The organism is Methylomonas sp. MS20 (genome assembly GCF_050275925.1).
Classification (GTDB): domain Bacteria; phylum Pseudomonadota; class Gammaproteobacteria; order Methylococcales; family Methylomonadaceae; genus Methylomonas; species Methylomonas koyamae_A.
Genome location: NZ_CP189962.1, coordinates 5,280,145 through 5,304,117, shown reverse-complemented (window position 1 = coordinate 5,304,117; position 23,973 = coordinate 5,280,145). Strand labels below are relative to the sequence as shown.

The 23,973-nt window shown below is 47.4% G+C and carries 25 protein-coding genes; 14 read left to right on the top strand and 11 right to left on the bottom strand.

Features of this window, described 5'->3' with window-relative positions; all coding sequences use genetic code 11:
• Window positions 1-24: 24 nt before the first annotated feature.
• From ACQE3D_RS23640 to ACQE3D_RS23610, 7 genes are all read left to right on the top strand, one after another.
• Window positions 25-276, top strand: a complete 252-nt coding sequence (locus tag ACQE3D_RS23640; RefSeq protein ID WP_427551331.1) for a YHYH domain-containing protein — start codon at window positions 25-27, stop codon at window positions 274-276.
• Complete coding sequence (locus ACQE3D_RS23635; protein ID WP_427551330.1) at window positions 257-2,122, top strand: hypothetical protein; 1,866 nt, start codon at window positions 257-259, stop codon at window positions 2,120-2,122. Before ACQE3D_RS23640 ends, ACQE3D_RS23635 begins: the two co-directional genes overlap by 20 nt.
• Window positions 2,123-2,864: 742 nt before the next feature.
• Window positions 2,865-3,521, top strand: coding sequence for a beta-class carbonic anhydrase (locus ACQE3D_RS23630; RefSeq protein ID WP_064028266.1), 657 nt, complete (start codon window positions 2,865-2,867; stop codon window positions 3,519-3,521).
• Window positions 3,522-3,642: 121 nt separating this feature from the next.
• A complete protein-coding gene (locus ACQE3D_RS23625; RefSeq protein WP_427551328.1) occupies window positions 3,643-3,930 on the top strand; it encodes an FmdB family zinc ribbon protein in 288 nt (95 codons plus the stop codon).
• Window positions 3,854-4,882, top strand: coding sequence for a ZIP family metal transporter (locus tag ACQE3D_RS23620; RefSeq protein ID WP_427551327.1), 1,029 nt, complete (start codon window positions 3,854-3,856; stop codon window positions 4,880-4,882). The genes ACQE3D_RS23625 and ACQE3D_RS23620 overlap by 77 nt, the downstream gene beginning before the upstream one ends.
• A complete protein-coding gene (locus ACQE3D_RS23615; RefSeq protein WP_427551325.1) occupies window positions 4,882-5,961 on the top strand; it encodes a hypothetical protein in 1,080 nt (359 codons plus the stop codon). Before ACQE3D_RS23620 ends, ACQE3D_RS23615 begins: the two co-directional genes overlap by 1 nt.
• A 96-nt stretch (window positions 5,962-6,057) precedes the next feature.
• Complete coding sequence (locus ACQE3D_RS23610) at window positions 6,058-7,635, top strand: sigma 54-interacting transcriptional regulator (RefSeq protein ID WP_427551323.1); 1,578 nt, start codon at window positions 6,058-6,060, stop codon at window positions 7,633-7,635.
• Between the two features lie 161 nt (window positions 7,636-7,796).
• Here the strand turns inward: ACQE3D_RS23610 and ACQE3D_RS23605 are convergent, their stop codons facing one another.
• The 5 genes from ACQE3D_RS23605 to ACQE3D_RS23585 all read right to left on the bottom strand — a co-directional run bounded on the left by ACQE3D_RS23605 (window position 7,797) and on the right by ACQE3D_RS23585 (window position 13,068).
• A complete protein-coding gene (locus tag ACQE3D_RS23605) occupies window positions 7,797-8,810 on the bottom strand; it encodes a class I SAM-dependent methyltransferase (protein WP_427551321.1) in 1,014 nt (337 codons plus the stop codon).
• Window positions 8,811-8,969: 159 nt separating this feature from the next.
• Window positions 8,970-10,034 carry a TolB family protein gene (locus ACQE3D_RS23600; RefSeq protein WP_427551319.1) on the bottom strand — a complete coding sequence of 355 codons (1,065 nt, stop codon included), beginning with the start codon at window positions 10,032-10,034 and terminating at the stop codon, window positions 8,970-8,972.
• Window positions 10,035-10,094: 60 nt separating this feature from the next.
• Window positions 10,095-10,895, bottom strand: a complete 801-nt coding sequence (locus ACQE3D_RS23595; protein WP_202054400.1) for a class I SAM-dependent methyltransferase — start codon at window positions 10,893-10,895, stop codon at window positions 10,095-10,097.
• A gap of 98 nt (window positions 10,896-10,993) precedes the next feature.
• Window positions 10,994-11,812 carry a class I SAM-dependent methyltransferase gene (locus ACQE3D_RS23590; protein ID WP_202054401.1) on the bottom strand — a complete coding sequence of 273 codons (819 nt, stop codon included), beginning with the start codon at window positions 11,810-11,812 and terminating at the stop codon, window positions 10,994-10,996.
• A 518-nt stretch (window positions 11,813-12,330) separates the two neighbouring features.
• Complete coding sequence (locus ACQE3D_RS23585; RefSeq protein WP_427551318.1) at window positions 12,331-13,068, bottom strand: MBL fold metallo-hydrolase; 738 nt, start codon at window positions 13,066-13,068, stop codon at window positions 12,331-12,333.
• 226 nt (window positions 13,069-13,294) lie between these two features.
• On the opposite strand from ACQE3D_RS23585, the gene ACQE3D_RS23580 reads away from it, so the two are divergent.
• Window positions 13,295-14,188, top strand: a complete 894-nt coding sequence (locus ACQE3D_RS23580) for a LysR family transcriptional regulator (RefSeq protein ID WP_202054411.1) — start codon at window positions 13,295-13,297, stop codon at window positions 14,186-14,188.
• Window positions 14,189-14,285: 97 nt separating this feature from the next.
• Here the strand turns inward: ACQE3D_RS23580 and ACQE3D_RS23575 are convergent, their stop codons facing one another.
• Window positions 14,286-15,815, bottom strand: coding sequence for a hypothetical protein (locus ACQE3D_RS23575; RefSeq protein ID WP_202054403.1), 1,530 nt, complete (start codon window positions 15,813-15,815; stop codon window positions 14,286-14,288).
• A gap of 340 nt (window positions 15,816-16,155) precedes the next feature.
• Between ACQE3D_RS23575 and ACQE3D_RS23570 the strand changes: the two genes are divergently transcribed.
• Window positions 16,156-17,037, top strand: a complete 882-nt coding sequence (locus tag ACQE3D_RS23570) for a tetratricopeptide repeat protein (RefSeq protein ID WP_202054404.1) — start codon at window positions 16,156-16,158, stop codon at window positions 17,035-17,037.
• A gap of 37 nt (window positions 17,038-17,074) precedes the next feature.
• Complete coding sequence (locus tag ACQE3D_RS23565) at window positions 17,075-17,590, top strand: hypothetical protein (RefSeq protein WP_427551317.1); 516 nt, start codon at window positions 17,075-17,077, stop codon at window positions 17,588-17,590.
• Between the two features lie 2 nt (window positions 17,591-17,592).
• Here the strand turns inward: ACQE3D_RS23565 and ACQE3D_RS23560 are convergent, their stop codons facing one another.
• Entirely contained in the window at window positions 17,593-17,928 is a 336-nt protein-coding gene (locus tag ACQE3D_RS23560; protein WP_202054406.1) for a hypothetical protein, read from the bottom strand.
• A 308-nt stretch (window positions 17,929-18,236) separates the two neighbouring features.
• Here ACQE3D_RS23560 and ACQE3D_RS23555 point away from each other — a divergent pair, with 308 nt between their 5' ends.
• From ACQE3D_RS23555 to ACQE3D_RS23540, 4 genes are all read left to right on the top strand, one after another.
• The gene (locus ACQE3D_RS23555) at window positions 18,237-18,569 is read left to right on the top strand and encodes a YnfA family protein (protein WP_427551315.1); all 333 of its coding nucleotides are present in this window, start codon (window positions 18,237-18,239) and stop codon (window positions 18,567-18,569) included.
• Between the two features lie 298 nt (window positions 18,570-18,867).
• Window positions 18,868-20,088: an extracellular solute-binding protein gene (locus ACQE3D_RS23550; RefSeq protein ID WP_427551314.1), complete on the top strand. Its 1,221-nt coding sequence runs from the start codon at window positions 18,868-18,870 to the stop codon at window positions 20,086-20,088.
• Between the two features lie 79 nt (window positions 20,089-20,167).
• Window positions 20,168-20,485, top strand: a complete 318-nt coding sequence (locus ACQE3D_RS23545) for a hypothetical protein (protein ID WP_202054409.1) — start codon at window positions 20,168-20,170, stop codon at window positions 20,483-20,485.
• Window positions 20,482-20,799 (top strand): hypothetical protein, encoded by a 318-nt coding sequence (locus ACQE3D_RS23540; RefSeq protein ID WP_427551313.1) that lies wholly within the window; start codon window positions 20,482-20,484, stop codon window positions 20,797-20,799. Before ACQE3D_RS23545 ends, ACQE3D_RS23540 begins: the two co-directional genes overlap by 4 nt.
• 69 nt (window positions 20,800-20,868) lie before the next feature.
• Here the strand turns inward: ACQE3D_RS23540 and ACQE3D_RS23535 are convergent, their stop codons facing one another.
• From ACQE3D_RS23535 to ACQE3D_RS23520, 4 genes are read right to left on the bottom strand one after another with little or no spacing between them, the layout of a single operon-like run.
• Complete coding sequence (locus ACQE3D_RS23535; RefSeq protein ID WP_427551312.1) at window positions 20,869-21,426, bottom strand: exonuclease domain-containing protein; 558 nt, start codon at window positions 21,424-21,426, stop codon at window positions 20,869-20,871.
• Complete coding sequence (locus ACQE3D_RS23530) at window positions 21,423-22,586, bottom strand: hypothetical protein (protein WP_427551311.1); 1,164 nt, start codon at window positions 22,584-22,586, stop codon at window positions 21,423-21,425. Before ACQE3D_RS23530 ends, ACQE3D_RS23535 begins: the two co-directional genes overlap by 4 nt.
• The gene (locus tag ACQE3D_RS23525; RefSeq protein WP_313731161.1) at window positions 22,586-23,482 is read right to left on the bottom strand and encodes an ATP-binding protein; all 897 of its coding nucleotides are present in this window, start codon (window positions 23,480-23,482) and stop codon (window positions 22,586-22,588) included. Before ACQE3D_RS23525 ends, ACQE3D_RS23530 begins: the two co-directional genes overlap by 1 nt.
• Entirely contained in the window at window positions 23,479-23,973 is a 495-nt protein-coding gene (locus ACQE3D_RS23520; protein ID WP_313731162.1) for a hypothetical protein, read from the bottom strand. The genes ACQE3D_RS23525 and ACQE3D_RS23520 overlap by 4 nt, the downstream gene beginning before the upstream one ends.

The window sequence follows — 23,973 nt, the reverse complement described above, 5'->3', positions numbered from 1 at the left end:
AATGGCATAATTTCTCGATTTGTAATGATTGCTTTAATCCTGGCCGTTCACTATCAAGGGGCTGCGCATCCAGGAAAAGTAGACACTGAAGGATGTCACACTAATCTGAAAACAGGGCAATATTATTGCCATTCATCTCAAGCCGCCCAATCGCCTAGATCAAACGCCAAAGCGTTCAAATCATATCAGCAACGCTATTTATTACAAAAACATCCGGCATCAGCTATCTTGATCTTTCGGACAAATTCAGAAGGATATGAACGGTACTGCACTTAATCTTAAGAAATTTCGTAACCTAAAGCATTCTGAAGATTTATTGAGTTTGGATTGGTTTGGTGGGATTTCGCCCAATAGCGATGAAACAGACAACCCACTCATCGAATGTTTTTTTACGCCAACCACCCCGGGTACTTTTCAAAGAGCGTATATAGGTCAAATCCGTGCTGGTATTGCAGTGGGTTATCTTCCATCCCTTTTTCTAGGTCAGTTTTTTAGAAATGGTAAGCATGTGCCATTAAGTCAGTGGCAGCAATCAGAAACCATTACCTTTGAGTTAGATACATCAGATTTGGAAGCGGTGAAAGACGCTACTCTCCATGACGCGAATTTGGCAGATCAATCAAAACTACTAGCAAGCCATTTTAGCGATATTAGAAAACGATCGGGAATCAAATTACTTAATGGTCTTCTAGTTAAGTCAGATAGAGAGAGTGCTGCACGATTTATTCTGAAAAATGGACCAACTCCAATGTCGGCAATAATTCACGATATGGAGTTAATTAGATTTTATTTTACTAATTCGGCTTTTTCCAGCAAGCAAATTTTTAATGGTGCTTTTCAAAAAGAAGAGTTATACGTGCGCGTTTTTAATAGAATCCATGAGCACCCTTGGTTTGATACGTCCACCAAGTCAGGACGGTTTGTATACCGACATGGATATAAACAAGCTGATGCTCCAATACTTGGAAGAATTCTTTTCGAACCCAATGGATTAGCGTTAAAAGCTGTCCAAAGAGTTTTTAAACAGATCACGGTCGATCGGATCAATTATTCTGATGGATGGCTTGGCTTTCCAAGAACTGATTTTCCATTTAATGGGAAAACGCGGCTCAAACTTAAAGGCCGTAGACTAAAAACACAAGATGGTTTTATTTTTTTGGCGTGTCAGATTATCGGTTGCTCTGGCCCGTTTCCGTTCGCAAATTTGAGCTACAGTGACGAAATATGTCCTGGAGGAGCACCTCCGCCAGAAAATGCTCCAGTAGCCTTTCCTGGGGCAAATACGCTTGTCCATGGCCCCGCCAACGATGATCCCCAAGATCAGCATGGAGAAAGTGTTAGCGATGAACCGCCACTAAGTAATGCTATTCAAATAACCTCCGAACTTGATTATCGAGAATTTGAGGGGCTTCGTGGTGTAAAACTGAAGCATGAAAAAATGCGGGATAGTACCCACCAATCAGAATTTAAGAATCAGGAATATGACGATAGTTTAGTGAATGCCAGTACAGGTGGCGGTGTGTCAGGCAATAGCTCCGCCGTTGGTCAAGAGTTTTCAACACAACAACGGCCTCAATCGACTGTCTCCCCGGATTTGGAGACCTTTGTCAAAATTATTAATGATCTTAGAAAGATAAGGCCAACCTGGAAGATAAAAACTATTTGCGTTGGCAACGGAATCGAAGAAGAGGGAGAATGGTTTTCCTTTTTTCCGAAAGTGCCCTGTAAACAACGTAAGCGCATGATGCGACAGTTTTCATTTATGGATAAAGATAAGTTTATCCGTAGAAAATTTCTATGTGTTGAGATAAATGTAGATAAAAGATATTTATATATCTTTGAAGCGCAACGAAGGCTGAGAGATACGCCCCCGGCGGATGAAAAATCCTCTCCATATAAAGAGGATTTGCCTATATTACTACTTCGCGGAATAGGATATGAGGAAGTTTTAGGGGATGACTTTATTGAAATCCTTAAGTTGACCGTCAAAAATGAGACCTGGCCAGACGGTAGCGACCTAACGCATTTTGTTAAGGACTATACCGTTCACGGAATGGGGGCGCAATCGGTGCATGCGGTAGTGGTCAGGATTCTTGAGCTCATAGACCGTAATTTGTTATGAGATAAAATTTGGCAAAATTGTATTTATGCCAAAATATTAAGAAATAACATGAAAGAATCACCTAATGTGCCAAATAAAAGTAAAAAACAGATTCTCAACGTAGATGTATCTTGACTCAATTACTTGGCAGAATCACGCCTGAAAACAGACATTCTGAATTTAGTTGGGGTAAACAAGTTGGAAAAGAAGTTATTGAATAACCTGAGATGCCAGATATTTACCAGAAATAGGCTTGTGCTGGGTCGCAGCATAAATGTCCATGGCAATAGAGGCGAATTGTCTTAATCGATGCTACCCGTCGGTCAACGCACATCCCATTACCAAAAATATCATTCAATATTAAGTGCCCCCGACTTGAGGTGAGCATTGGCTACACCTTTGCCCCCCATAAGTTTTGAATACCCCCTAAAAGAGCACTCGCCAGACGATTGGTTCACTCCGTTTTGATTTAAATAGTTGATAGGTAACACCGCTTCCCAGTGGGAATCTTTTATTCTCGCTTTAAGCGGTTCAGAAAGAATCCATCTATTTGGGATTATCGGATCAGAAGATAGGGAACTATAAGTTCTCACTTGAACTCAACAGAGAATGCGCAAGTTATTGATATTTATATCAATATCAACATGGCACATTCAATGCATTTTACATCTTCGTCGGGCTACCACGGCCACGGCCAACAAAATGGGTACGGGCAGGCTACTTGGACGTACCCAAAAACTAATAACCAATTCAGGAGATGTTTATGTCATCGTTAAAAGACCAACTAACCACCCGTATCGCGGCCTATGATCATTGGGCCTCTCGTCGTCAATATGGGCCAGATGGTCACAACGACCGTAGTCTATGGGTTCTTGCTTGTATGGACGAGCGTCTACCGGTTGATGAAGCCCTCGGAATCAAGGTGGATTCGCCGGTCGGCGGTGGTGATGCTCACTGTTTCCGTAATGCGGGTGGGATTGTTACCGATGATGCAATTCGTTCAGCGATGCTGACATGCAATTTCTTTGGGACCAAGGAAATTGTTATCGTTCAACACACTCAATGCGGCATGCTTTCCGCTAACGCGAACGATTTGGAAAAGATGCTTCGTGCTAGAGGAGTCGATATTGATTCATTAACGCTGGACCCGACTTTGTCAGAGCTTAAACTCGATAAAGGCGCTTTCGCTAAATGGATTGGCATGATGGATGATGTTGACGAAACCTGCATTAAAACTGTTGAAACATTCCGTAACCATCCATTAATTCCGAAAGATGTCTTGATTAGCGGTTGGGTATGGGAAGTCGAAACTCGCCGTCTGCGTGCTCCAACTTTTGATGCGCAAAAACGAGCTCGCACGGATGTCACTGCTGCTCAATTCGGTGTTACCGCCAAGCAGCCTTCTCGCTGGTCAGCCTAACCCTGATCGGGAAAACAACTGATCTGCTTCAATCTCGGAGTACTTTCCCGGGCGTAAGCCCGGGATCGATCAAAACCCATGCGTACTTTTTTTGCGCCTTAAACATTGGAGTTAATGTTCTATGCCAACTTATGATTACCATTGCGAAAACTGCGGCTCTGATTTGGAATTTCGCCATTCCGTCAACAGTAATGCGCCCGAATGCCCCCAGTGCGGCAGCATCATGGAAAAAAGAATTTTATCGGCGCCTGCCGTTCACGGTTACATGGCTGTAGGCAGAAACCAAGCAATGGCTTCGCTTCAACGCCCGCTCGACGAGGCTAGTCATCGTCATGGCCCAGGATGTGGATGTTGCGGGGGCCATCATCACGCATCTAGCAGCACGACATCCTCTTCATCTGCCGCTTGATGCGGCGTTCGGATCGCATCACTGGTTAGAGAATAATTCAGGCCAACCTCCCATGAGCACACTCGTTTGGATCATCATTTTCACCCTAACTGGAGGCCTGCTCAGCGTCGGCGCGGCAGGCTTATTTTTACTGATTCCAAATCGCTACCACCCACGAATCTTACCTCATGGGCTTAGTTTCGCCGTTGGGGCCTTGTTGAGCGTCGCTTTTCTGGATCTCCTGCCGGATGCACTACGCACTGCCGGCGAAAAACATGCACAAAGCTTAATGGCCACGGTTTTGGCAGGCATTATCGGTTTCTTCCTGTTGGAAAAATTGCTGCTATGGCGACACTGTCATACTGGCAATTGCGTTGCTCATAACAGGGGACGTTCCCATCGGTCGGCTGGCACCCTGATTATCTTGGGCGACGCCATCCACAACTTTGTCGATGGCGTCCTTATCGCGGCGGCTTTCCTTACGGATATACATCTGGGGATCATTACCAGCATCGCAGTAACGGCTCATGAGATCCCCCAGGAAATAGGTGACTTTGCTATTCTTATTGAAAGCGGTTACAGCCGTGCCAACGCATTACGCTATAACCTGATGTCCAGTCTATCCACACTGGTCGGGGGAATGCTGGCCTATTTCAGTCTGGCAAACCTGCATGAAATGTTACCCTACATTTTGGCATTGGCGGCATCAAGCTTTTTATACGTTGCCATAGCCGATCTTATCCCTAGTCTCCATCAACGTAGCGCTATTGCAAAACAACCGGCATTTCAGCAAATTGGCCTCATCACGTTCAGTATTTTTCTGGTGTATTGGATTCATGGACAAGCCGAGGCTTTCCATGATCAACAAGGGGCGGTTGAGACTAAAACCACACGACCGCTAGAAACTGGACCTGTATTGGAAGCAAAAATAGCCCATGCTCCACTGTACAGAAATGAAAAATACAATATTTGATGGCAATGAAATATTTCTTTATTTTTCCGATTTTAATTTGTTCAACTTTAACTCCTTGTGCAGCCATGCCGACTTCAGACGAGGTTTTAAAGCTCATTGGCCTGCATAGCGATCAACTATCAAAATTAAAAAGTGGAGAACCCATCTCACAAGAAGTAAGCGAAGAAAACGAAAAGGAATTGGCGACCATTACTGCAATTTACCTAGAATACCCTTTGCAGTTGGTGACTGAATTTATTAGAAACAATTATATTTCCGTCATGCATGGCGACGTTTTGGCCCACGGCCACATTCCAGATAATGCGAGCACAGATACATTTAAAGCGTTTTATTTTCAAGAAGCGCAAACCTCCGAAGCGTTGGCCTTATTAAACGCCGAGCCTGGCGATCACCTTAATTTGTCAGCAAGTGAAATAGAAGAGTTATCTGAAATCCGAAAAAAGCAACACGACGCTAAGCAGCGGGATCTTCTCCTTTCGGTATCCAAAGTCTATCAAAAAATACTGTACAACCGCTGGCGTCAGTACAAAGATCATGGCATCGAGGGTATTTCGGAATATTCCAGAGAAGATGAAAACATCAAACCAGGCCTGGAATTAAAAGGTGCCTTGAAAAGTTGCAAAGTTTTATCAGACTTATTTGCCGATTTATTCAATGATTTGAACAATTACCCTAATCATTTTTCTTTAGGCGTTGAAGAAAGTTACTACTGGTTAAGTCGAGCGGTAGAAGATAGACCGACCGCTATATTGGGTCATCATGTTTTTCAAGAAACCAGTTTGGGGTCTATCGTTGTTGATAGGCAATTCTATGTTAGTCATTCTTATAATACTACCCACGATATATTAGGTGCGTTGCCTTACTTGAACGGAACCTTGATCTTTCATGCGGTTCGTACGTCTACCGATCAGGTTTTAGGCGCAGGCTCGATAATACGACATAATTTGGGGCGAAAATTTCTAAAAGCAGAATTGCTCCACCGATTATTGAAGCTCAAACAGTCCGTAGAACGCGATCAAAGAACTGAAGATAACAGATTTCAAACAAACCTATGGTTCTTGATGGATTATTCCGCATAGAAAGATGGATGCGTTGGTCAAGCCCATTTGAGCCCATGAAGTTAAAATGCCATCTTTTAAGTTAGCTGTTCAGGCACAAACTCAGGAGCTTAATTTATGTCCGACACCTTATTGCCCGAGCTAAGCGCCATATCTTTCCTACAGATGTTTATTACCCAAAGCGTCAAATTGGCGGGGCAATATAACAGTGAAAGAGGGACGGCCAATCATATCCAGGACTTAGGGTTGACTGCCAGCAGTTATCTTGAAGCCCATGCCCGCCGACAGTTGGGGCTGCCCGGTAAAATCACTCCCGAGCAATATGTGTCGATCATTACACATATCAAGAAACAAATTGGTGGGAGCTTCTCCCAGGTCCCAAGTGAGTCGGCAGGCTGCTTATGCGTGGAAAATTTCCATTGCCCATTCGGCGAGCGCGTTAAGGAAGCACCGGAGCTATGTCGCACCACCGCTTCGGTGTTTGGTGGCATTGCGGCCCGAAATTTCGGCTACGCAAAGGTTGTGCTCAACAAGCGTATCGCCACTGGTGACGGGAAATGCGAAGTTACGATCTACACTGATCGTGAAGCCGCCCAGATTGAAGAAGGTGACGAATATTTCAACGAGGGCGGCATGATTGTTTCGCGTTCAGCGATTGCCGAGGTCGCCGCGCGCGTTTCGGAAAAAATGGCTCGAACATGGAATCCAAAGGCTGTTTCGGGTCAAAAGCGCGGGTTGGATCGGCCGGAGCTGATCGCCGAATCCGAGGTGATGCGCGAAGCGTTGCAAGCAGTCGAATTGGTTGCTCCCACGTCGGCCAATGTGCTGATTAACGGCGAGACGGGGGTTGGCAAAGAAGTCATCGCGCGGGCCATCCACGCACTCAGTGATCGAAGCACACAAAAATTTGTCGCGGTTAATTGCGGCGCCATTCCGGAAAGCCTGCTCGAAAGCGCCTTATTCGGCCACGAAAAAGGCGCTTTTACCGGTGCGCACGATCTCAGGCGCGGATTTTTTGAACGCGCAGAAGGGGGCACCCTTTTTCTTGACGAAATTGATAGCTTACCGCTCCTCTCTCAAGCCAATCTTCTTCGTGTACTCCAGGAAGGCGAATTCGAGCGCGTTGGCGGTGCGCAGGTCCTACATAGCAACGTTCGTATCATAACCGCCTCGAACCGCCCCTTGCTGGAACTTGTCGATCAAGGGCGATTCCGCAAGGATCTGTATTATCGGCTTAACGTTGTGACCATCCGCATATCGCCTTTGAGGGAACGCCGCGAAGATATTACTGCATTGGTCAATTATCTGTTGAAACAAATTGCCCATCGTTATGGCAAGCCCCCGAAGGTTCTGAGTAACGAGGCCTGGCAACAAATCATGGCCTATGAATGGCCGGGAAACGTTAGGGAGTTGGAGAATGTACTGGAACGAGCATTTCTGTTTTCACCCGGACAAATCATCACCAAGGTCGGCGTAGATGTAAATCCTGACGGCGATGTTTCGACGGACGAAAGTAATCTTCGCGGCAAAAAACGGTTCGCCGCCAGCCAGGTAGAAACCAAAACCTTACAGGACGCCTTAATCAAACATAACGGCAATGTCACAGCAGTGGCCAGTGAGATTGGCATAAGCCGCCGCGCTGTGCATCAGAAGTTAAAGCACTACAATATCGATGCGGGAGTTTTTCGGAAGTGACCGATTGTCACTATCATCCACGACATCCTTTGCCGGCTCACGATTGGGCAAGGAGTATTGAAAAAATCAGGAGTTAATCAGTCCTTCCGAGCATTATTTCTACGGCGTTTTAAGAATTTTCTCTCCTGCCATGCTGACGGTAACGGCACGCTTCACCGCGCCTATAATTTTGCCTCTAGCACCAGATTGGTCGGCGTCGTAGCGGCGCGTCTGACTTGACCGAAACCAGCGGCGTTCAGCACTTCAGTGAGCCGTTTCTGTCCGGCCTGGGCACCTAAGCCAAGACCGACTTCTTGCGATTTGGACGCTGGCACGCAAACCATGGTCGAGAACGAATAATAGATTTGCCCCAATGGATGAAGATTCTCCTCCAGACTATCGCCAGCAAATGGTTCGACCAGCATGAAAGTTCCGCCTTTAGCCAGTGTACCGGCGACATGTGTAGCCGCGCCGATGGGGTCGCCCATGTCGTGTAGGGCATCGAAGATGGTCACCAAGTCATAGTTTTTGCCCGGATATTCCTTCGCCGTCACTACCTCAAAAATAGTGTTGCTTGAGACGCCGGCGTCACGCGCTCGTTCACGGGCATGTTCGATCGAGGGTTCGTGAAAATCGAAGCCGTGGAAGGTTGAGTTGGGAAACGCCTTAGCCATCAGGATTGTCGAAGAGCCATGGCCGCAACCAACATCGGCGACGCGAGCGCCGACTTCGAGTTTTTCTCGCACACCGTCTAGCGCCGGTAGCCAGTGGTCGATCAAGTTCATCGCATACATCGGCCGGAAAAAGCGCTCGGTGCCGCAGAATAGACAAGGGCTGTGATCACGCCAAGGTAATCCTTTGCCGGAACGGAAAACCTCGGTCAACTTGGGCTCGTCAACATACACCGACATCACCGCCTGAAAAAATCCCTGCATGCAGGCTGGATGACCTTCGGCGGCAAAAATGACTGATTGTTCCGGCGACAGTGAAAACTTACCGGACGCGGCATCGTAATTGACGTAGCCAGCGGCGGCATTGGCGGAAAGCCATTCACGCAGATAGCGTTCGTCCATGCCGGTATTGTTGGCCAGTTCCTGGCTGCTGGCCGGACTAATTTCCAGTAGCGCGCTGTACAAATCTAGTTTGTCGCCAATATACGCCATCAACAGCCCCATGGAACCGGCGACATCATTCATCACTTTGCCTTGGAGTTGTTCCAACTTGCCGGTATCGACTTCATTCAAATGCAATGTCATGTATTGTCCTGCGGATGTGTAGTATCAGGCACCTCAAATTCGCAGAATCCGAGGTGTGTCCATAATTATGAAATGGCTTCTTTTCGCAGAACTTAGCGCCTATTTACTACTGCTGACTGTCGCCTTGTTTTTGGCCATCAGGTTTGGCGGCGGACCAATAGGATCGAAATTTTTCAGCAACGGGACATCGTCCTTGTTGACCCATAGCACGTCCATGTTGTATGACCCTTGAGGCCCCCAGCCACCAAAAAACTTCTTGCCGTCCGGCGTGAATGACCAGCACATGTCTTCACCGGCGGTATTGATGGTATCGCCGAGATTCAATGGCTCTTGCCATTCACCCTTGGTATTTTGGTGAGAAATCCATTCATCATGGCCGCCACGCGAGCCCATGTCGGTGCGTGTGCTGGTGATGATCAGGCTTTTGCCATCCTTCGACAACCCTGTCCAATGCAAATGGTCGCGGTACGGAGAGTTGATTCTCGATCCCAGGCTTTGCGGTTTTTGCCATTTACCGTTTTTCTTTTCGACCTTCCAAATATCGCTGTCTTGGGTCACGCCAGGTTGCTGATAACTGAAATAGATCAGACTATCCGAGGCGATGATTGGGCAATGTTCTTCACCTGTCGGAGTGTTTAAATGAGGTAACTCGGGTACATCATTCCAACTTTTGGCTTGTTGCCATACCCCATTGATTTTTTGTACCACATACAGATCGCCAGTTGAAAAATTACCGGGTTGATAGCGGGTAAAATAAATCGCGTTGCCGTCGTCGGACAGACTGGGTTCCAGTTCCCACGCTTCAGTATTAATGTTCGGGCCGACTTTGGGGTCGATGTCCGGCCCCAAATGAATCGGCGTTTGCCAAACACCATTGACGTTGTGCGCCATCCAGATGTCAAAGCTGTAAGGATTGCCTTTTGACTCGATGCTGCCAGGACGCGTGGAAACGAACAACACCGTTTTGCCGTCGGCACTGTAGGTCATTTCGAATTCAGCTGCGTCCGAGTTGATCGGTGCACCTATGCTTTTGGCCAACGAAGGCGCTTGGGCGTTTGCGCCGGATGGCATATCCATGCCGGGCATCGCATACGATGCACTCTGTCCTAACAGCAGCGCCAACCCAACGAAACGAAGATTGAGCTTCATAGATTTTATTTTCATAACGTGTGTCTCATAGGTTTTTCTGGATCGATCAAAAGTGAATGTTGTTGTTTGCTGAGATCAAACCTTGGGCTTTTCTGTTTCGAAAAGAATCGCTTGCATCGGATAGCGCGTCGGACTGGAACCGAACTCCTTTTTGAAGGCATCCGACAGTTCTTTTACGATTTCCTCGGGATCGACATCACCTCGATCTCTGATTTCAAAGATCACTGGCGTGTACACCAAAGCCCGCGCAAAGGCCGTTACATCAAGAATATCGTAGACGTGACGCTGTACAGAGATGACAATCGGATCAAAGCCAATTTGAATCAACTGTTCCTTGAGCGGATCGATTTGATGACAGGAAACCGGATCGAATAAAAACTGAGGAGTATCCGACGGAAAATATTGTTTGAGCACTTCAAAGCTCAAGCTCGCAAAGGGATTGTAGCGTTCGGAGTCCCACACTCGGAATAGGTATCGACCGCCCGGCTTCAAGGTTCGGTAAACCTCACGAAACCCTTTATCCCGGTCGAAAAACATGATGCCAAATTGGCAAATTACAGCATCAAAGGCCTCGTCATCAAACGGTAATGCCGTGGCGTCGGCGTTTTGGAACACAACTTGTTCGCCGGGCTGAAACTTTTGCCGCGCTACATCCATCATCGAGTCGCTAATGTCGATGGCGGTCAAGCGAGCTTCTTTCTTTAACAAGGTGCGCAAGTGACGCGTGACGATGCCAGTGCCGGCAGCGATTTCCAGCACGTCGGTCGGCGTTTGTTCGGCGATGCGTCTTGCGGTATCAGCGCCGTAATGCTCGAACAGTACAGGACCAAGATCGTGATCATACGGTATGACAACCTCATCAACGTAACCAGACATAGTCATTTTCCTTTGCAATCAATAACGGTAATTTTTAAAAAGATAACCAGTAGCACTGCGGCCCTTTACCTTCGACTTATTGCAGAGAGGATCTCCGCCTAACAGAGCCCGATATTCGCATTATCTTCAACCACATACAGGAATCTGACCAGCGTCCCACGCTCGGCATGATCCTTGAACCAACCATTCTCGGCCATACGAGCTTCGCACAGGAAGGCGTTGCCTTCTGCCGCAAAATCGGATTGAAGTTTGCAGGAGAATTCGTAATTTTTGATCCAGTGATTGCGAATATTCGGAGTGAAGTCGTGCTGAACATAGCGGAATGACAATGTCTGTAGAGCCTGATCCACACGCGTATGGCCGGCCAACAGAATCGTATCGGAATCATGCTCTTCTTTGGCCTGAAACGCTGCGATAATCATACGACCGCCAGGCCGCAGCCGGGCGTTGAGTTTGGCCAGCGTCCTGTTGTAATCTCCCATGAAGTAGATCGAATCAATGGCCAGGATGACATCGTAATCGCAGCCAGGCAATTCGTCATGAATCAAGTCCACCGCCTGGAAATTCAATGCGGCGGCTTTATCCCGGGTTCTTTCCTGTGCCTGGGCAATGGCGGCATCGGCATAATCAAGACCCAAAATGTTGCAGCCCGACTTTTCGTGCAGGTATTCTGTAATGTGGCCGTTGGAACACCCGATTTCCAGCACCTTCTCGCCGGGCTTAAGCAATGAGGCTAGAAAATCCATCTCGTCGGTGTCCATCATGCCGTGCTGGCACAAGTCGATGCCATAAACAGCTTCGCAAAAACGTGAGTGGGTCGGACTTTCTGCGGCACGCCGGAAGTATTCGTTGTACCAGGCCTTGGAAAACATTTCCGCCTGCCCCATGTCGACCGTGTGATTCATCAGTTCGTTCATGCTTTGTTCCATAGTCATATTCCTTAGATTAAATCGAAGAGACCAATTAGTTAACTGCCTACCCCAGAATAGACAGATAAATTGTACGGAAAATAACTCAAATCTGAAACGTATTACCAATCTCTAATTTAGCATGATGGATATGCATCTTTGCATGCCAAGGTAAATTGGTACTCGTCAGTCATGATCAAGCGAATATTTTGCTTAATCGGAAATTTCGTTAGGTAAAACAACGTTAAAACCGAAACACTGCCGAAAACTGGAAACGCAGCGAATCTCCCATTACTAACGACCGTTAAGCTCACTCGCGGCATACGCAAGCTAAAAGCCTCGCTGTTGAGAATTAATCCGGCAAGCGATTCAGTAAAACGTATGAAACATTGCACTTTTACTTTGGCCGCTTACCGATTTTGAAAGGATTGGACTAACAAATATACTGCTCGGCCTTAGACTCTTCTCGATAGTTTTTTCATGCAATCGGTTGGCGTTAGGCGAATGGTCTGGGCCGTGTCAAACTCTTAGGGGACATAAGGTTTACCATCCCATTCCTTGTTCTTGAAAGGATTTTTCATAATTTCGCCGTGTGTTGGAAACAATAAATCGGCTTTTCGGAGCAACGCTTTGCGATACTTGTCTAAACTGGCCTGATCTTCGCCCACGGGATCGACGACAGGTGTCAAATTGTTATGCCACCACATATGGGTGATGAGCATGACACCGTCGTCGGTATCCACTAAAAGGCTGCTATCTTCTTCGGTGTGACCTGGGGTCCTGACGACCGTTACACCAGGAAGAATCTCGAAATTATCGGGATGATCCGACCATATCTCATCTTTATAGATCGACCAAAAGTCGACCACCGGTGCATTGGGGAATGCACCTAAATGCATAGTATGGTCGGGATGGTGGTGGTCGATCCACACATAATCCACGTCTTCAGGGCTGATGCCCATATCGGCTAACTTATCCATGATTTTCGGCCATTCGCCCTTTCTCACTTCGCCTGGGTCGCCGATTAATATTTTGCCACCACTTTCAATTAAAAAAACCGAGGTGGACAAGGAGCGGACGCCGTCATGGGTAGACCACGGCAAGAAAGTTTTACCCTCAACCTCTTGTACATGCCCCTTATACAAGAGGGTGACTTTGGCTTTCCCTGACGCCAGGTTGGTATGAACAGACCGACTGGTTTCGGCGCAGGCAGAAATGCCCAGTGCCGCGATCAGCAGCACCGGACGCAAATATTTAAGTTTCATTCGACTCTCCCCTGAAAGACACACTTTCAGTGTCAATTTGTTTATTTAGGCAAACGCCATCGTTTTTATTTGAACCGGTTAAATCAGCGCTTCAACCAGTGATCGGTAGCACTATCGACTCCCGGAGATTTTCCTGGTCTGCGACCTTTCAAATTCATTGTAAGACAGCACGATGCCGATTAAAATGCATAGCGTCTACCAAAACCGACATAATGGATTTGCAAATATGCATGATACAAATTGGGACGATCTGCGTTACTTCATCGAGGTTGTACGTTCAGGCAATGTCACGGAAGCCGGCATTCGGCTTGGTGTCAATCAATCAACCGTCAGTCGACGCATTGCTGCCCTTGAGAGCGCGTTAGGAAAACCGCTGTTTGATCGCACGGCAAAAGGATGGGTCATTACGCCGGTGGGCGAAAAAATCGTCACGCAAGTCGAAGAGATGGCGATACAAGCCAATGCCATTCATCGAAAAATCGAGATCGACACCGAAGAAGTTTCAGGGATCATCAGAATCAATGTTGCCGATGTGTGTTCCAAGCGTTTTGTGATGCCGGTCATCCGCGATTTCAAACGCGATTATCCCGAAGTCGATATCGAGTTGATCACGGCTGACCATGTGCTAAATCTAGCTAATCGCGAAGCAGACATTGCGGTTCAAGCCGTTAACGAACCGCCGCCTAATGTTGTCGGTAAACACATCTGCAAGATGGCATTCCAAGTGTACGGACATTCGGAGCTAATAGAAAACTTATCACTAGATATGCCCCCCTGCATCACCTGGATAGGCGACGGTGTCACCTTGCCGTTCTGGATTAAAAAGAATTTCCCCAAGCTCAAACGCGCTTATCGGACGAACTCCGGTGTCGCCATGTTTAACATGTGTAAGGAGGGCTTGGGATTAGCCTTGCTGCCCTGTTCGCTGGGTGATGAGGTGGCTGAATTGGAGCGCATTCCTGTCGAGCATATAGAACCGGGGCAGGACGTTTGGGTATTGAGTCATGTCGATTTACGCACCACGGCAAGAGTCCGCATTTTTCGGGATCGCATGGTCGAATTTTTGACTAGCGAAATCGATCTATTGGAAGGGCGAAAACCAAAAAGAGACTTGTATTAGCCAGTCTCGCATTACTTCACAGGATCGTAGGCTGTATGAGAATAGCGCGGGCCGCCGCCAACCCGCGCTAAATGGAGCGTAGCTTAGAAACTTGCCATCAGTTACTTTGAGCTTGCGATTGTTGCTCGGCAAGCCGCAATCCTTGCAGACCGTACCGGCGTTTCGGTGATTTTTGTAACGACAGCCGATAAGCTTCTGCCGCAGCTTGCGGGCGGTGCATTTCAAGAAGTAAATCACCCAGCAATTCACGAGCTGGCAAGATGGGGCCAGGCGTGACATTGTCTTTTTCAGTTACGTCTTCAAGATCAGCCGCTTTACGCAGTAACGTTTCCGCCTCTTGTTCCCGGTGATCAGCTTGCGCTATCCAGGCCGCCACGGCCAAGCGTTGAATTTCGATTTGGTCCGCAGCATAGGCATTGTTCTCGGCTTTTGCCCCATCCCTTATAACGCCCAGTCGCGCCTCACTGATCTGTGCCTCTTGTATCTCACCGCTTCTGGCCGCCCCCAAACCACGTGCGAACTGCGTAATAGCCTCACACCAACCAAACTTGTCCCAGGGAAAATCGCGAGGCTGCACTGAGAGTTTGGCCGCTTCTGTCCATGCGTGACGCTCGACGAAATAACGAGCCGGTATTGCAGCTAAAGCGTAGGCGGACGTCGAATTTTCAGGGTGGGTCTTTTTAATCTTGGCTACTTCTTTCCACAACGCTTGTGCCTTGTCGTTCTGGCCGTCTTGTAGATAGGCGTACAGCAAGTAATCCATGAAATGAAGTTCTTGGTCCCACACCTTGCCTGGAAAGTTATCCTTGGCGTAGTCTTTGGCCGCGAGATAGGCGGCCAGATTTGACGCCGCCGCGTCTTCCCATAAGCCCAATCGAATGAAAATATGCGAGGGCATATGCAGTGCATGGGGTACTGCGGGGGCAATGTGTGCGTAGGCGCGCGCTGCCGCCAAACCCTGTGTGGCCAAATCGGGGTTGTCACTGGCGTGAATAATATAATGGGCTACGCCGGGATGGTCAGGAATTTGGTTCAATACCTTTTGTAAGAGCGTCAATGCCATTCTGGGTTGTGCATAACTCTTGTCATGAGGATCGGTTGTGGAAATCAAGGCTAAGGCATAGAACACATTGGCTTCAGGATCGTCAGGGAACTGCGCTTGCACCTTTGCCATAGCTTGCGTGTAAGCTTGTTTGCGCCGACCATAGTCCGCATCTTCTGATCGGTACAGTTGGGCGACAGCATCCAGGTACAGGCTTTCGCGGTCGGTCTTCACCGGCAAAGCTTGTGCCCGCGTTAACGCCTCACGTCCTTCTTGTAATTCCGCCTGGGTGGGCGGTGTTGCCCATAACTGGCGGTATAGGCTCATTGCAATGCCCCAGTGCGCCATAACACAATCGGAATCGAGTTCGGCGATGTGAGCAAAGGTTTTCTTGGCTTCGTCGTACCAAAACGAGTGTAGCATCGCGACCGCGCGATTAAACTCTAACTGCGCTGCCGGTGAACAGGAAACGGCAAAGTTCGCCGTACCCAGTTTTTCCTGCCCGATGCCTGTAACGTGGTGATCGCCATCGGCCAAAAGTGGCGCAGAAGCAAGTAGTGCCAGCCAAAATATTAGGTTTTTCATTGTTTTCCTCCAGATGCTTATTGGTGTCTCCGAGTCGTTCGAACTAAACGCAACCACACTGGCTTTTTGATGTTTTCCCTATCTGAGACCTTTCAAATGCATTGTAGGGCAGACTAGAAGCAATTAAAACGCAAAGCAACAACGAATAAATACATGTTTGCCATGCATAATTGCATTTGATGAATTTGGGGTTAATTTGAAATGACAAGAAATGTCGGTGGCCACAAAAAGTGAAAAGTGTCCCAAATTAGTGAAAAACTAATGACACCAATATTGAAAAAATCCGAATGGATTTGGTTCTTAGAACCTGAATAAGAGGCATGTTTGCAACTGTGCTGGTGTGACAGATGACAAACGGTTAAAGTACGTCGCTTTTTACATCAGCTATATTTTTGCCAGCGCTCGCATTCATAAAGTCATGATAAAGCTTATTGAAGAATCACCAAACACATGGGTTTTTCGTCATAACCTTCCAGAAGGAGCGGAGGACAGTTTTGATGATGCAGTTGAATTGTATACGTCCGGGAACCTCGTTGAAGCCGAAGAAACGCTACGTAAACTGCTGTTTGTATGCCCTCATTACATAGACGCGTTACACCATTTGGCTCTCATATTCTCCGAAGATGAATTAGACCTTGAAGCCTATTTATGTTGGCGTGAGGCTGTACGCATTGGGTTGGAAGCGATCCCATCAAACTTTTCCTGGCAAACGAGCCACATGAATTGGCTGGAGTTAGACAATAGGCCATTTATGCGAGCCTACCATGCGTTAGGCTTATCGTTATTAGAAAATCGAGGTTCTGCTGCGGCCATCGAAATCTTTGCCCGTCTTGTATCAGTAAATCAAAACGACAACTTAGGTTGTCGATACCATCTGATGCAGTGTTATCTCAATCTTAATGAATGGCGGTCAGCGTTAAATTTGAGTGTCCAATACAGCACTGACACGGGCCCAGATATTGTCTTTTCCAAGGTGATTGCTTTACTCCAGCTCGATCAAGAGGATGATGCTATCGATGTGCTGACAGTCGCAATTGAGCAATACCCGAATATTGCAAAAGAACTTATCAAAACTAAGCACAGTGAACCTAAATCAAAACATAAGGGGTTTCTAACCCTCGGCGGCGAAGATGAGGCCTATGATTATTGGCAACGAAATCGAATACATTGGGCTAGCTCTACAATGGCCTATAAAATACTGAAACGTCTTGTGGCGAAATAAATAGGGCTGTTCATGTTTCTGACGGTGTATCACAGGTATGGATATTCTGAAACTAAGTTATTTGATAGGCATTTACGACCCGGTTCAAGATGACGCATGGCCTTGGCACTTTCAATACGAGTACGGCCAATATCTTTCAGCTAAACACAGGATATGCGGTCGGGAGCGAGCGGCGGAATTCGCCACTGAAAAAGAGGCAAGAGATTTTTACTTTCTATGGAAGCATGCGAAGACACATAAGTTCGAACTGATCCCAGTGCAATGCTGGGTGGTTGCACCGGATCCGGCTTATCCTCCGGAACATCCAAAGTCGATTTTAAAAGCCATTTCGGAAAAAGAGCCGCATTCGGTAATGCTTACGGCATCGCTTTGGTTTTACGATCAGGATATTTCAACACTGTACTCACAAAAAACGCTTAAGAAGCACCGAGCGGCACTTTTGGAATACGGTATTGATATTGATCAGCCCCGGCCCGCTCACCTAGCAATATCGCCAGAACAGCCAATTATTCAAGAACCTGAAAAACGTGTGTTAAAGCTTGTTAAGAGATAGGGTTAGTGCTTAGCTGAAATTGCGGCCATCAACTCAGCCCGGTCTATATGATCAGGCTTATTGACGGCACCCAGGCCAAATTCATGGCTGACTAACTTGGCAAGCTGGTAAGCGACCAGCAGTGAAATTTGTTCTTCGGAGTCTGCGGTATCCAGAGCGGCTTTTGCCGTCTTCCCGGCCATAAATTGAAAAGCACTTGTTGAAGACCAGCCAGCACCAAGTGCGGCCTGTAGTGCTGTTGTGGCGTTTTCGACTTTTAATTGATCAGCATAACCCCACGCCAAAACAACGGCGGCACATAGCCTTGTTTTCGGTAAGTCAAATATCGCATTATTCATGCTAAAGCTCCGGGGATATTAACAAGTTTTCTACTATTTTAGCGGCTCTTAGGCGCAGCATGCACTTTCGGAGGCTTTGATTGATTGGCGCTCAAGGGTGAGAAATGTTTCAAAATTGATAGCGCAAAATCCGGAAGTTTTCATTAATTTTATCACCCGACAAGAAAAAACAAATACGCTGTCATTTAGAATATGCTATTAGCTGGCGTAATAACACATTTCGAAGCCTATATTCCTTCGATGACAGCTATCGCTAATCAGAGCAGGCTTGTTACATAAACATGTATTTATGAGGATAGATATTCTCAATGCTTGAAATCAGAACCGTTCTGCTATTCCTTCTAACAGCTGTAGCCGAAATTGTTGGATGTTACCTACCGTACCTATGGCTCACCCAAGGAAAAAGTCCATGGCTTTTAGTTCCAGCAACGCTCAGTCTCACTGCTTTCGCTTGGCTTTTATCTCTCCATCCTACCGCCGCCGGCCGCATTTACGCCGCCTATGGCGGCGTCTATATATTCGTCGCCATTCTTTGGCTTTGGCTGGTTGATGGCATAAGACCCAGCCTATGGGATATTGTAGGTTCTTCGGTTGCGCTGGTGGGCATGTCAATCATCATGTTTGCCCCAAAAAATGCTTAAAAAAAACTGTGCTGTTCTTAAACCGACCAGTTTGAAAAATCGCACAGTCGCCAAGTCCATATTCAACGCCTAAATTGGGCTATATTGCGAGCATTCAATATTAGATGTCGACCGTCGCTTTTTGCGTGTTTTGAATGCAAGCCGTTACGCATAGATCAGCGTTTCGATGTCGGCATTCGTTTGAGGGATCAGATGGAAAAATGCCAGCATTGAATAATTTAAAGCCAACATACTTCAGAATGCGCTACGCTACTTCAAGTGCTATAAGAATTTAATCACATGTAAAGAGGAAGAGGTCATGAAGTTTATCCGTATTGCCGTCATTTCCACTTACCTATTCGTAGGGCTAGTATCTGCCGTTAGTGCGCAACAGCCCGAGAAGACAAAACTTACAGTGCTGCTCTACCCTTGGGTACCCGACTACGCGCATATAGCCAAGGTCATGGAGGAAAAGTTTGAAGCCGAAAATTCAGGCGTGGATCTTGTGTTAAGCGAACAGAATTGGAATTACTACGAGCCGGGTGGGCTTGATCCAGTATATGACGTGTATGAGCTAGATGGTATCTTCTTGAGCGATTTCGTGAAAGCCGGAAGACTTCAAACTATCAACGGTACAGAAGCGCAAATTCGCAAAGATGTGATTAAAGCAGCAGCAGATGCAACGAAAGTTGATGGTGCGATTTATGCCGTACCTCATTGGAGTTGTGCATTGTTCACATTCTTTTTTATGCATGACACTAGGCTGGCTGCCGCGAATACGAGAACAGATTTAATTTCTGTTATTGGAAGCACTCATGAAAGGGGCCGTGGACTATTAGTCGATTGGAAAGGCCATATTACTCTTACAGAATTATACGCAGACTCCTTGCTCGATTTAGGTGTTTCGCCGGAAGATACGGTCAAGGCTTTATCAAATGAACAGCTTAACCCCAACGCAAAATCAGCACTCAGTGACCTGATCGCTCTTTCCGACGTAGGTAGCGGTCGTAGCGATGTCGCTCACAAAGCTTGGCCACCATATTATGCGTTGGAATTTGCTCACGGGCGTGGGCGTGCTTTAGTTGGTTATAGCGAGCGCATGCACCACATTCTTCAAGAAATTACAAAACCAACCGATCCGACTCCCGTTGTTGATCCACGAACAATTTCGGTAAAGCTATTCAATCAAGGCGACAAATCAGGAGTTCCCTTGCTTTGGGTTGATAGCTTCGCTATAGATAAAAGTGTTACTGGCCCAAAACTTACCGCAGCCCAACAATTCATTGAGTTTGCTGTTCGTGATGATCAGTATCTCAGTGTTTTACTCCCCCCCGGCAAAGCACCTCAATATTTACTTCCAGCCTATCGCAATCTTTATACAGACACCAAATTGGTAGAGGCCGCGCCGCTTTACCCTAAATTTTTGGTTGGCCTAGATAAAGCTGCCAGTTTGGTTGGTGTAGGCATTCCGCAAGCAATCGAAAAAACGGGCGAACAGCTGGACAAGAAACTGCCTGCAAACTTGCATTACCCCAATTAGAAAACAGGCTGAACCGGCCTGTTTGGAAAACCAATAGCGTCCCGAGAGTGACGCCTGATTCAAACGTTAGGACTACTCTATGACAAACACTCCAGAAGAACGAAACGTGATGTATTTTGATCGCGTAGTAGAAAGGCAAATCAATGGGAAATTCATCGTGTTTGCCATTAACACTACCAACGATCAGGCGTATCCCCTAACGAACGTTATAGTCCAAACCTCTGATAGCCTTGCTGAAGGATTGCGTCTGTCAATAAGCTCACACCCAATGACTTACGCCTATACTGAAAAATTCCAGTCATCGGAAGAACTTCATGTCCTCCAAAAGTATATCGTCAAGCTAATCCATGATGCCGATGCAAAAAACAACGGCATTGTTCAGTGGGGGGTGTTGTGAGCTACTTCGTTACTATTACGTTTGATTTGAGCTATGCCAGTATATCGCCACATGGTAATAACGTTTACTCAAAGATAACCGATGCGCTAGACAATCTAGATTATTCTAAGGTTGTAAAAGGGAAAAAAGAAAGAACCATTGGACTTCCCTCAAACACCTATGTAGCAAAGTTCGATGATGATTTTGAGCATCAGTCCGAGGTTGTCGAATTCGTTAAAGTTGAGCTTAAGAAAATATTCCGGCTTCACTCTGTTTCCGGCAAGTATTTTATTTCCGCCGGAACAAATTGGGCGTGGAAAATTGGCACATTTTGAGTTTGGTCCTAACCCTGTTACTACACTGAGTTATAACAGCAGGTTATGTTGTTAGCTAGAACTGCCCCATCATCGGTGACTAGCAATAAGATCGCACCAAATCGATTGAAAAATCTCAGCCTGGTATTGGGCATCGTGCAGGGCATCGTGCGTACCTGATAACCTCGGCTTGAGGTGTTCTGCGATCTTGCTGGACCGTGTATCACGCCAAGAACAACCGGTCGCACCCATGTATAGTGCTTTGATATCGAGTGCTGCGAAACCGAACGGATTTTCGCCCAAAAAACGGTGAAAATAGTAGTTAACGAACGACCAATCAAAAGGGGCGTTGAAGCCGACAAAAACAATGGAGTCACCTCGATCAATCAAACTAGCCAGCCATTGCGAGAAGCTACTCATTGCCGAATGGGGTTCCAATCCACATTTCTTCAATTCTTCCATCGAGAGCCCCGTCACCTCTAACGCCTTCGGGTCGAAGGCATCAGTGATGGGTTTCAATTTGCAAGTAAACGTCTTTTCTGGATTAAAAATGCAACATGCACCGATTGAAAGCAGACTAAACTCGCCTGGGATTGGTCCGGACGTCTCAACATCGACTGAAACAAAAACCTCGCGCTTGTCGCTCATAAAATCAGTGGCTCCGTGGGAACAAGCGTAGGGCGGTTGCGAATGGCGTACCAGTGTTCCCTAAATGCTCTTCTGCGTTCATCCGCACTGCCGTCGGTTTTCCAGTGATGACCGGCGAAGGTCTTGATGTCAAATGGCAAGTCCGCTCCATCTCGTGCAGTGACCATTGTGGGCAGACCTCGCCCAAGCGCATAGCCCAATTCCAGAAAGCAATTTGGGCGAGCTCCGGTGATATCGGCCAGAACCATGCTACTACGATGTAGTTTGGCAAAGATTTCCTGATCGATTCGTGCGTGTTCATAGGCCTGCCGTCCATCGATAACGATCAGGCGATATCCAAATTCATCTTCAAGCACGGGCTTTGCCACAATGTCGAAGAAGTTTTGTACGTCAGTATAATCATCATGGTCGGGATTCAGCAGGCGCACCGCAAAGGCTTTAGGGCGTTCCAACGCTTCAAGTAGCTCCACCAGCGCCGATACACGATCAGTAATCGATTGCCGCTTAGGGAAACTAATTCGATTAATCCAATCATGAGCGTCTCCATCGTCTGCGATCTGGAACATGCGACGTGTTTGGGAGCTAGCCAAACCGAAGTTATAGAGCCGCCGAGAACCTTTGCTTTCCGAGCAAAGAGGAAGATTGAGCGGTACGATGTGCTTGCCAGCATCGTGATAAAGGTTCGCCAGATATAGAACCCCTTCGTCACCGCCCAAAGTGATGAGAATATCGCCATAACGCGCCTGTACCTCCATGCGTTTGCTATTCATGTTCCATTGCGCGGCGCTCTCGATCTTGATAAGTTGGGTGGTGCGTAACTCATCCCACATATCGACAAATGTGTCGGGGATTTGTTCTTCAGTCTTATGATGTTGGACAGCTACGACAAATGGACCGGGAACGTTTTGTGGACGATGTGCGAGGTTTTCTTTTACGGTCTGCCAGACAAGCCAATCGAAGCACACAGGCAGCTCATCCTTACGCAACGGTTCAGCATCAACAGGAATAACGAAGTTGGCTCCTCGCTTGACTAGTTCTTTGACCAAACTCACGACGAAAGTACGCGCGGCCTCTACCTCTGTGGTCGGAGCGATCATCAGGTCATTCACGACGCTACCAGATATGTGAATGCGTCGTCCAAATAAAGGGGATTTTGCCATTACCGATCCTCCATAACAGGAGATGCTTGGAGCGTTGTTGCCACTGTTTGCAGGTCGTCAAATTGGAGTGCTCGATCAGGATAAGCTTTTGCAAGTGCGGCTGGATACAGTCTGGTTCGAATGTCAGAATAAGTCCAAGATGGGTGAGGCTGATGTGCTCCGGTTGCGCGAACCAGTTCGCCAATCTGAGTCGGCGAGAGGTTGAGACCGTCGAGGTCCATTTGAAAAAGCTGCTGGCGTTCAGCATCTGAGGGCCGCTTGAATTCTTCAATTATCGCGGCGCGGCGGCGCAAAGCGGCATCAAGAACGGAAAGGCGATTTGTGCAGAGAATGACGACAATCCGTCCACCATATTGCCGAAGGTCGTCAACACCCTGGATGAGTGTATTGACTGCCACCTTATCTTCATGGTGGCTGTGGGCTTGAGTCCTCGAAGCACCAAGGCTATCGCCCTCATCAATAATGAGGATCGTCCTGCGAGTTTTTCCCGCTGATTTCGTAACCCTTTGGAACGCTTCGGTGAGCAACGTTCCCATTTCGCCAACCATGCCGCTACCACGAACCCGGTTGGAAAGTTTGAATAGAATTGAATCTGAGCTTCTGGTTTCTGTCACCAGTCGGTTCGCGATACATTCCGCCATCGCAGTTTTGCCGGTGCCGACATCCCCATGAAAGATGACAAGCGGATACTGTTCAGCGACAAGATCGCAAATTGCAAGCTTGCCACCGTGATTCTTTCGGTTCCAGTCGCCTAGCGCACCGACATTCAACAGCAGACGGAGTTGGTCGTGAACGCGGGCATAGCGGCTGTCGAAACCAAGCAAGGTCTTCTCCCGTCGAGCCAAAGTATCACTCGGTAGCTGTATTTCGCTATCAAAGATATTTACTTGGTTCATGCTGCCCAATCCTTTCTTTGTATGCCATAGGCATTGCTCACATAGTTGCGTCCACCCGAGGAATTGAGGCGCGAATGACTGGTATCGTCGTAGGATGTGGTCCAGCCGATTTTCAACTTTTTCCGCGTTGCCTCACGGGCTTCGCTCGTATAGGTGTCGGTGTAGCCGATTACGATACGTAGTTTTGCACCTGATACACATGGCCACATGACTCCACCAGGACGGCTCGTGGTCAAGGCGCCGGCATCAGTATCGACGTCGAAGCGGACTGCTTTCAATTCGATACCATATTGCAAGAGAGTTAAGTCGACCCATGCTAGATAGCCAGCCTTCGCAAGTACCTCAATATCGTAAGCATAGTCGGCAGCTTGCTGTGGCGTCCACGCTTTCGTGCTGTCGGCGATCATTACAAGGTCAGCTTTCATACGCCGGACAACGTTTTCGATGTCCGTCGTGGTGTAGGTCGCAGAGACGGTTCGCGTCTGGCTCAT

What these genes read in the sequence shown, in the direction of transcription:
- ACQE3D_RS23565 (WP_427551317.1), top strand. Translation starts at nt 17,075, where the DNA reads ATGGATATTCTGAAACTAAGTTATTTGATAGGCATTTACGACCCGGTT.
- ACQE3D_RS23610 (WP_427551323.1), top strand. Translation starts at nt 6,058, where the DNA reads ATGTCCGACACCTTATTGCCCGAGCTAAGCGCCATATCTTTCCTACAG.
- ACQE3D_RS23520 (WP_313731162.1), bottom strand. Translation starts at nt 23,973, where the DNA reads ATGAGCCAGACGCGAACCGTCTCTGCGACCTACACCACGACGGACATC.
- ACQE3D_RS23590 (WP_202054401.1), bottom strand. Translation starts at nt 11,812, where the DNA reads ATGAACGAACTGATGAATCACACGGTCGACATGGGGCAGGCGGAAATG.
- ACQE3D_RS23615 (WP_427551325.1), top strand. Translation starts at nt 4,882, where the DNA reads ATGGCAATGAAATATTTCTTTATTTTTCCGATTTTAATTTGTTCAACT.
- ACQE3D_RS23600 (WP_427551319.1), bottom strand. Translation starts at nt 10,034, where the DNA reads ATGAAAATAAAATCTATGAAGCTCAATCTTCGTTTCGTTGGGTTGGCG.
- ACQE3D_RS23595 (WP_202054400.1), bottom strand. Translation starts at nt 10,895, where the DNA reads ATGTCTGGTTACGTTGATGAGGTTGTCATACCGTATGATCACGATCTT.
- ACQE3D_RS23630 (WP_064028266.1), top strand. Translation starts at nt 2,865, where the DNA reads ATGTCATCGTTAAAAGACCAACTAACCACCCGTATCGCGGCCTATGAT.
- ACQE3D_RS23605 (WP_427551321.1), bottom strand. Translation starts at nt 8,810, where the DNA reads ATGAATGATGTCGCCGGTTCCATGGGGCTGTTGATGGCGTATATTGGC.
- ACQE3D_RS23525 (WP_313731161.1), bottom strand. Translation starts at nt 23,482, where the DNA reads ATGAACCAAGTAAATATCTTTGATAGCGAAATACAGCTACCGAGTGAT.
- ACQE3D_RS23575 (WP_202054403.1), bottom strand. Translation starts at nt 15,815, where the DNA reads ATGAAAAACCTAATATTTTGGCTGGCACTACTTGCTTCTGCGCCACTT.
- ACQE3D_RS23585 (WP_427551318.1), bottom strand. Translation starts at nt 13,068, where the DNA reads ATGAAACTTAAATATTTGCGTCCGGTGCTGCTGATCGCGGCACTGGGC.
- ACQE3D_RS23580 (WP_202054411.1), top strand. Translation starts at nt 13,295, where the DNA reads ATGCATGATACAAATTGGGACGATCTGCGTTACTTCATCGAGGTTGTA.
- ACQE3D_RS23530 (WP_427551311.1), bottom strand. Translation starts at nt 22,586, where the DNA reads ATGGCAAAATCCCCTTTATTTGGACGACGCATTCACATATCTGGTAGC.
- ACQE3D_RS23545 (WP_202054409.1), top strand. Translation starts at nt 20,168, where the DNA reads ATGACAAACACTCCAGAAGAACGAAACGTGATGTATTTTGATCGCGTA.
- ACQE3D_RS23620 (WP_427551327.1), top strand. Translation starts at nt 3,854, where the DNA reads ATGGCCCAGGATGTGGATGTTGCGGGGGCCATCATCACGCATCTAGCA.
- ACQE3D_RS23625 (WP_427551328.1), top strand. Translation starts at nt 3,643, where the DNA reads ATGCCAACTTATGATTACCATTGCGAAAACTGCGGCTCTGATTTGGAA.
- ACQE3D_RS23550 (WP_427551314.1), top strand. Translation starts at nt 18,868, where the DNA reads ATGAAGTTTATCCGTATTGCCGTCATTTCCACTTACCTATTCGTAGGG.
- ACQE3D_RS23640 (WP_427551331.1), top strand. Translation starts at nt 25, where the DNA reads ATGATTGCTTTAATCCTGGCCGTTCACTATCAAGGGGCTGCGCATCCA.
- ACQE3D_RS23560 (WP_202054406.1), bottom strand. Translation starts at nt 17,928, where the DNA reads ATGAATAATGCGATATTTGACTTACCGAAAACAAGGCTATGTGCCGCC.
- ACQE3D_RS23555 (WP_427551315.1), top strand. Translation starts at nt 18,237, where the DNA reads ATGCTTGAAATCAGAACCGTTCTGCTATTCCTTCTAACAGCTGTAGCC.
- ACQE3D_RS23635 (WP_427551330.1), top strand. Translation starts at nt 257, where the DNA reads ATGAACGGTACTGCACTTAATCTTAAGAAATTTCGTAACCTAAAGCAT.
- ACQE3D_RS23535 (WP_427551312.1), bottom strand. Translation starts at nt 21,426, where the DNA reads ATGAGCGACAAGCGCGAGGTTTTTGTTTCAGTCGATGTTGAGACGTCC.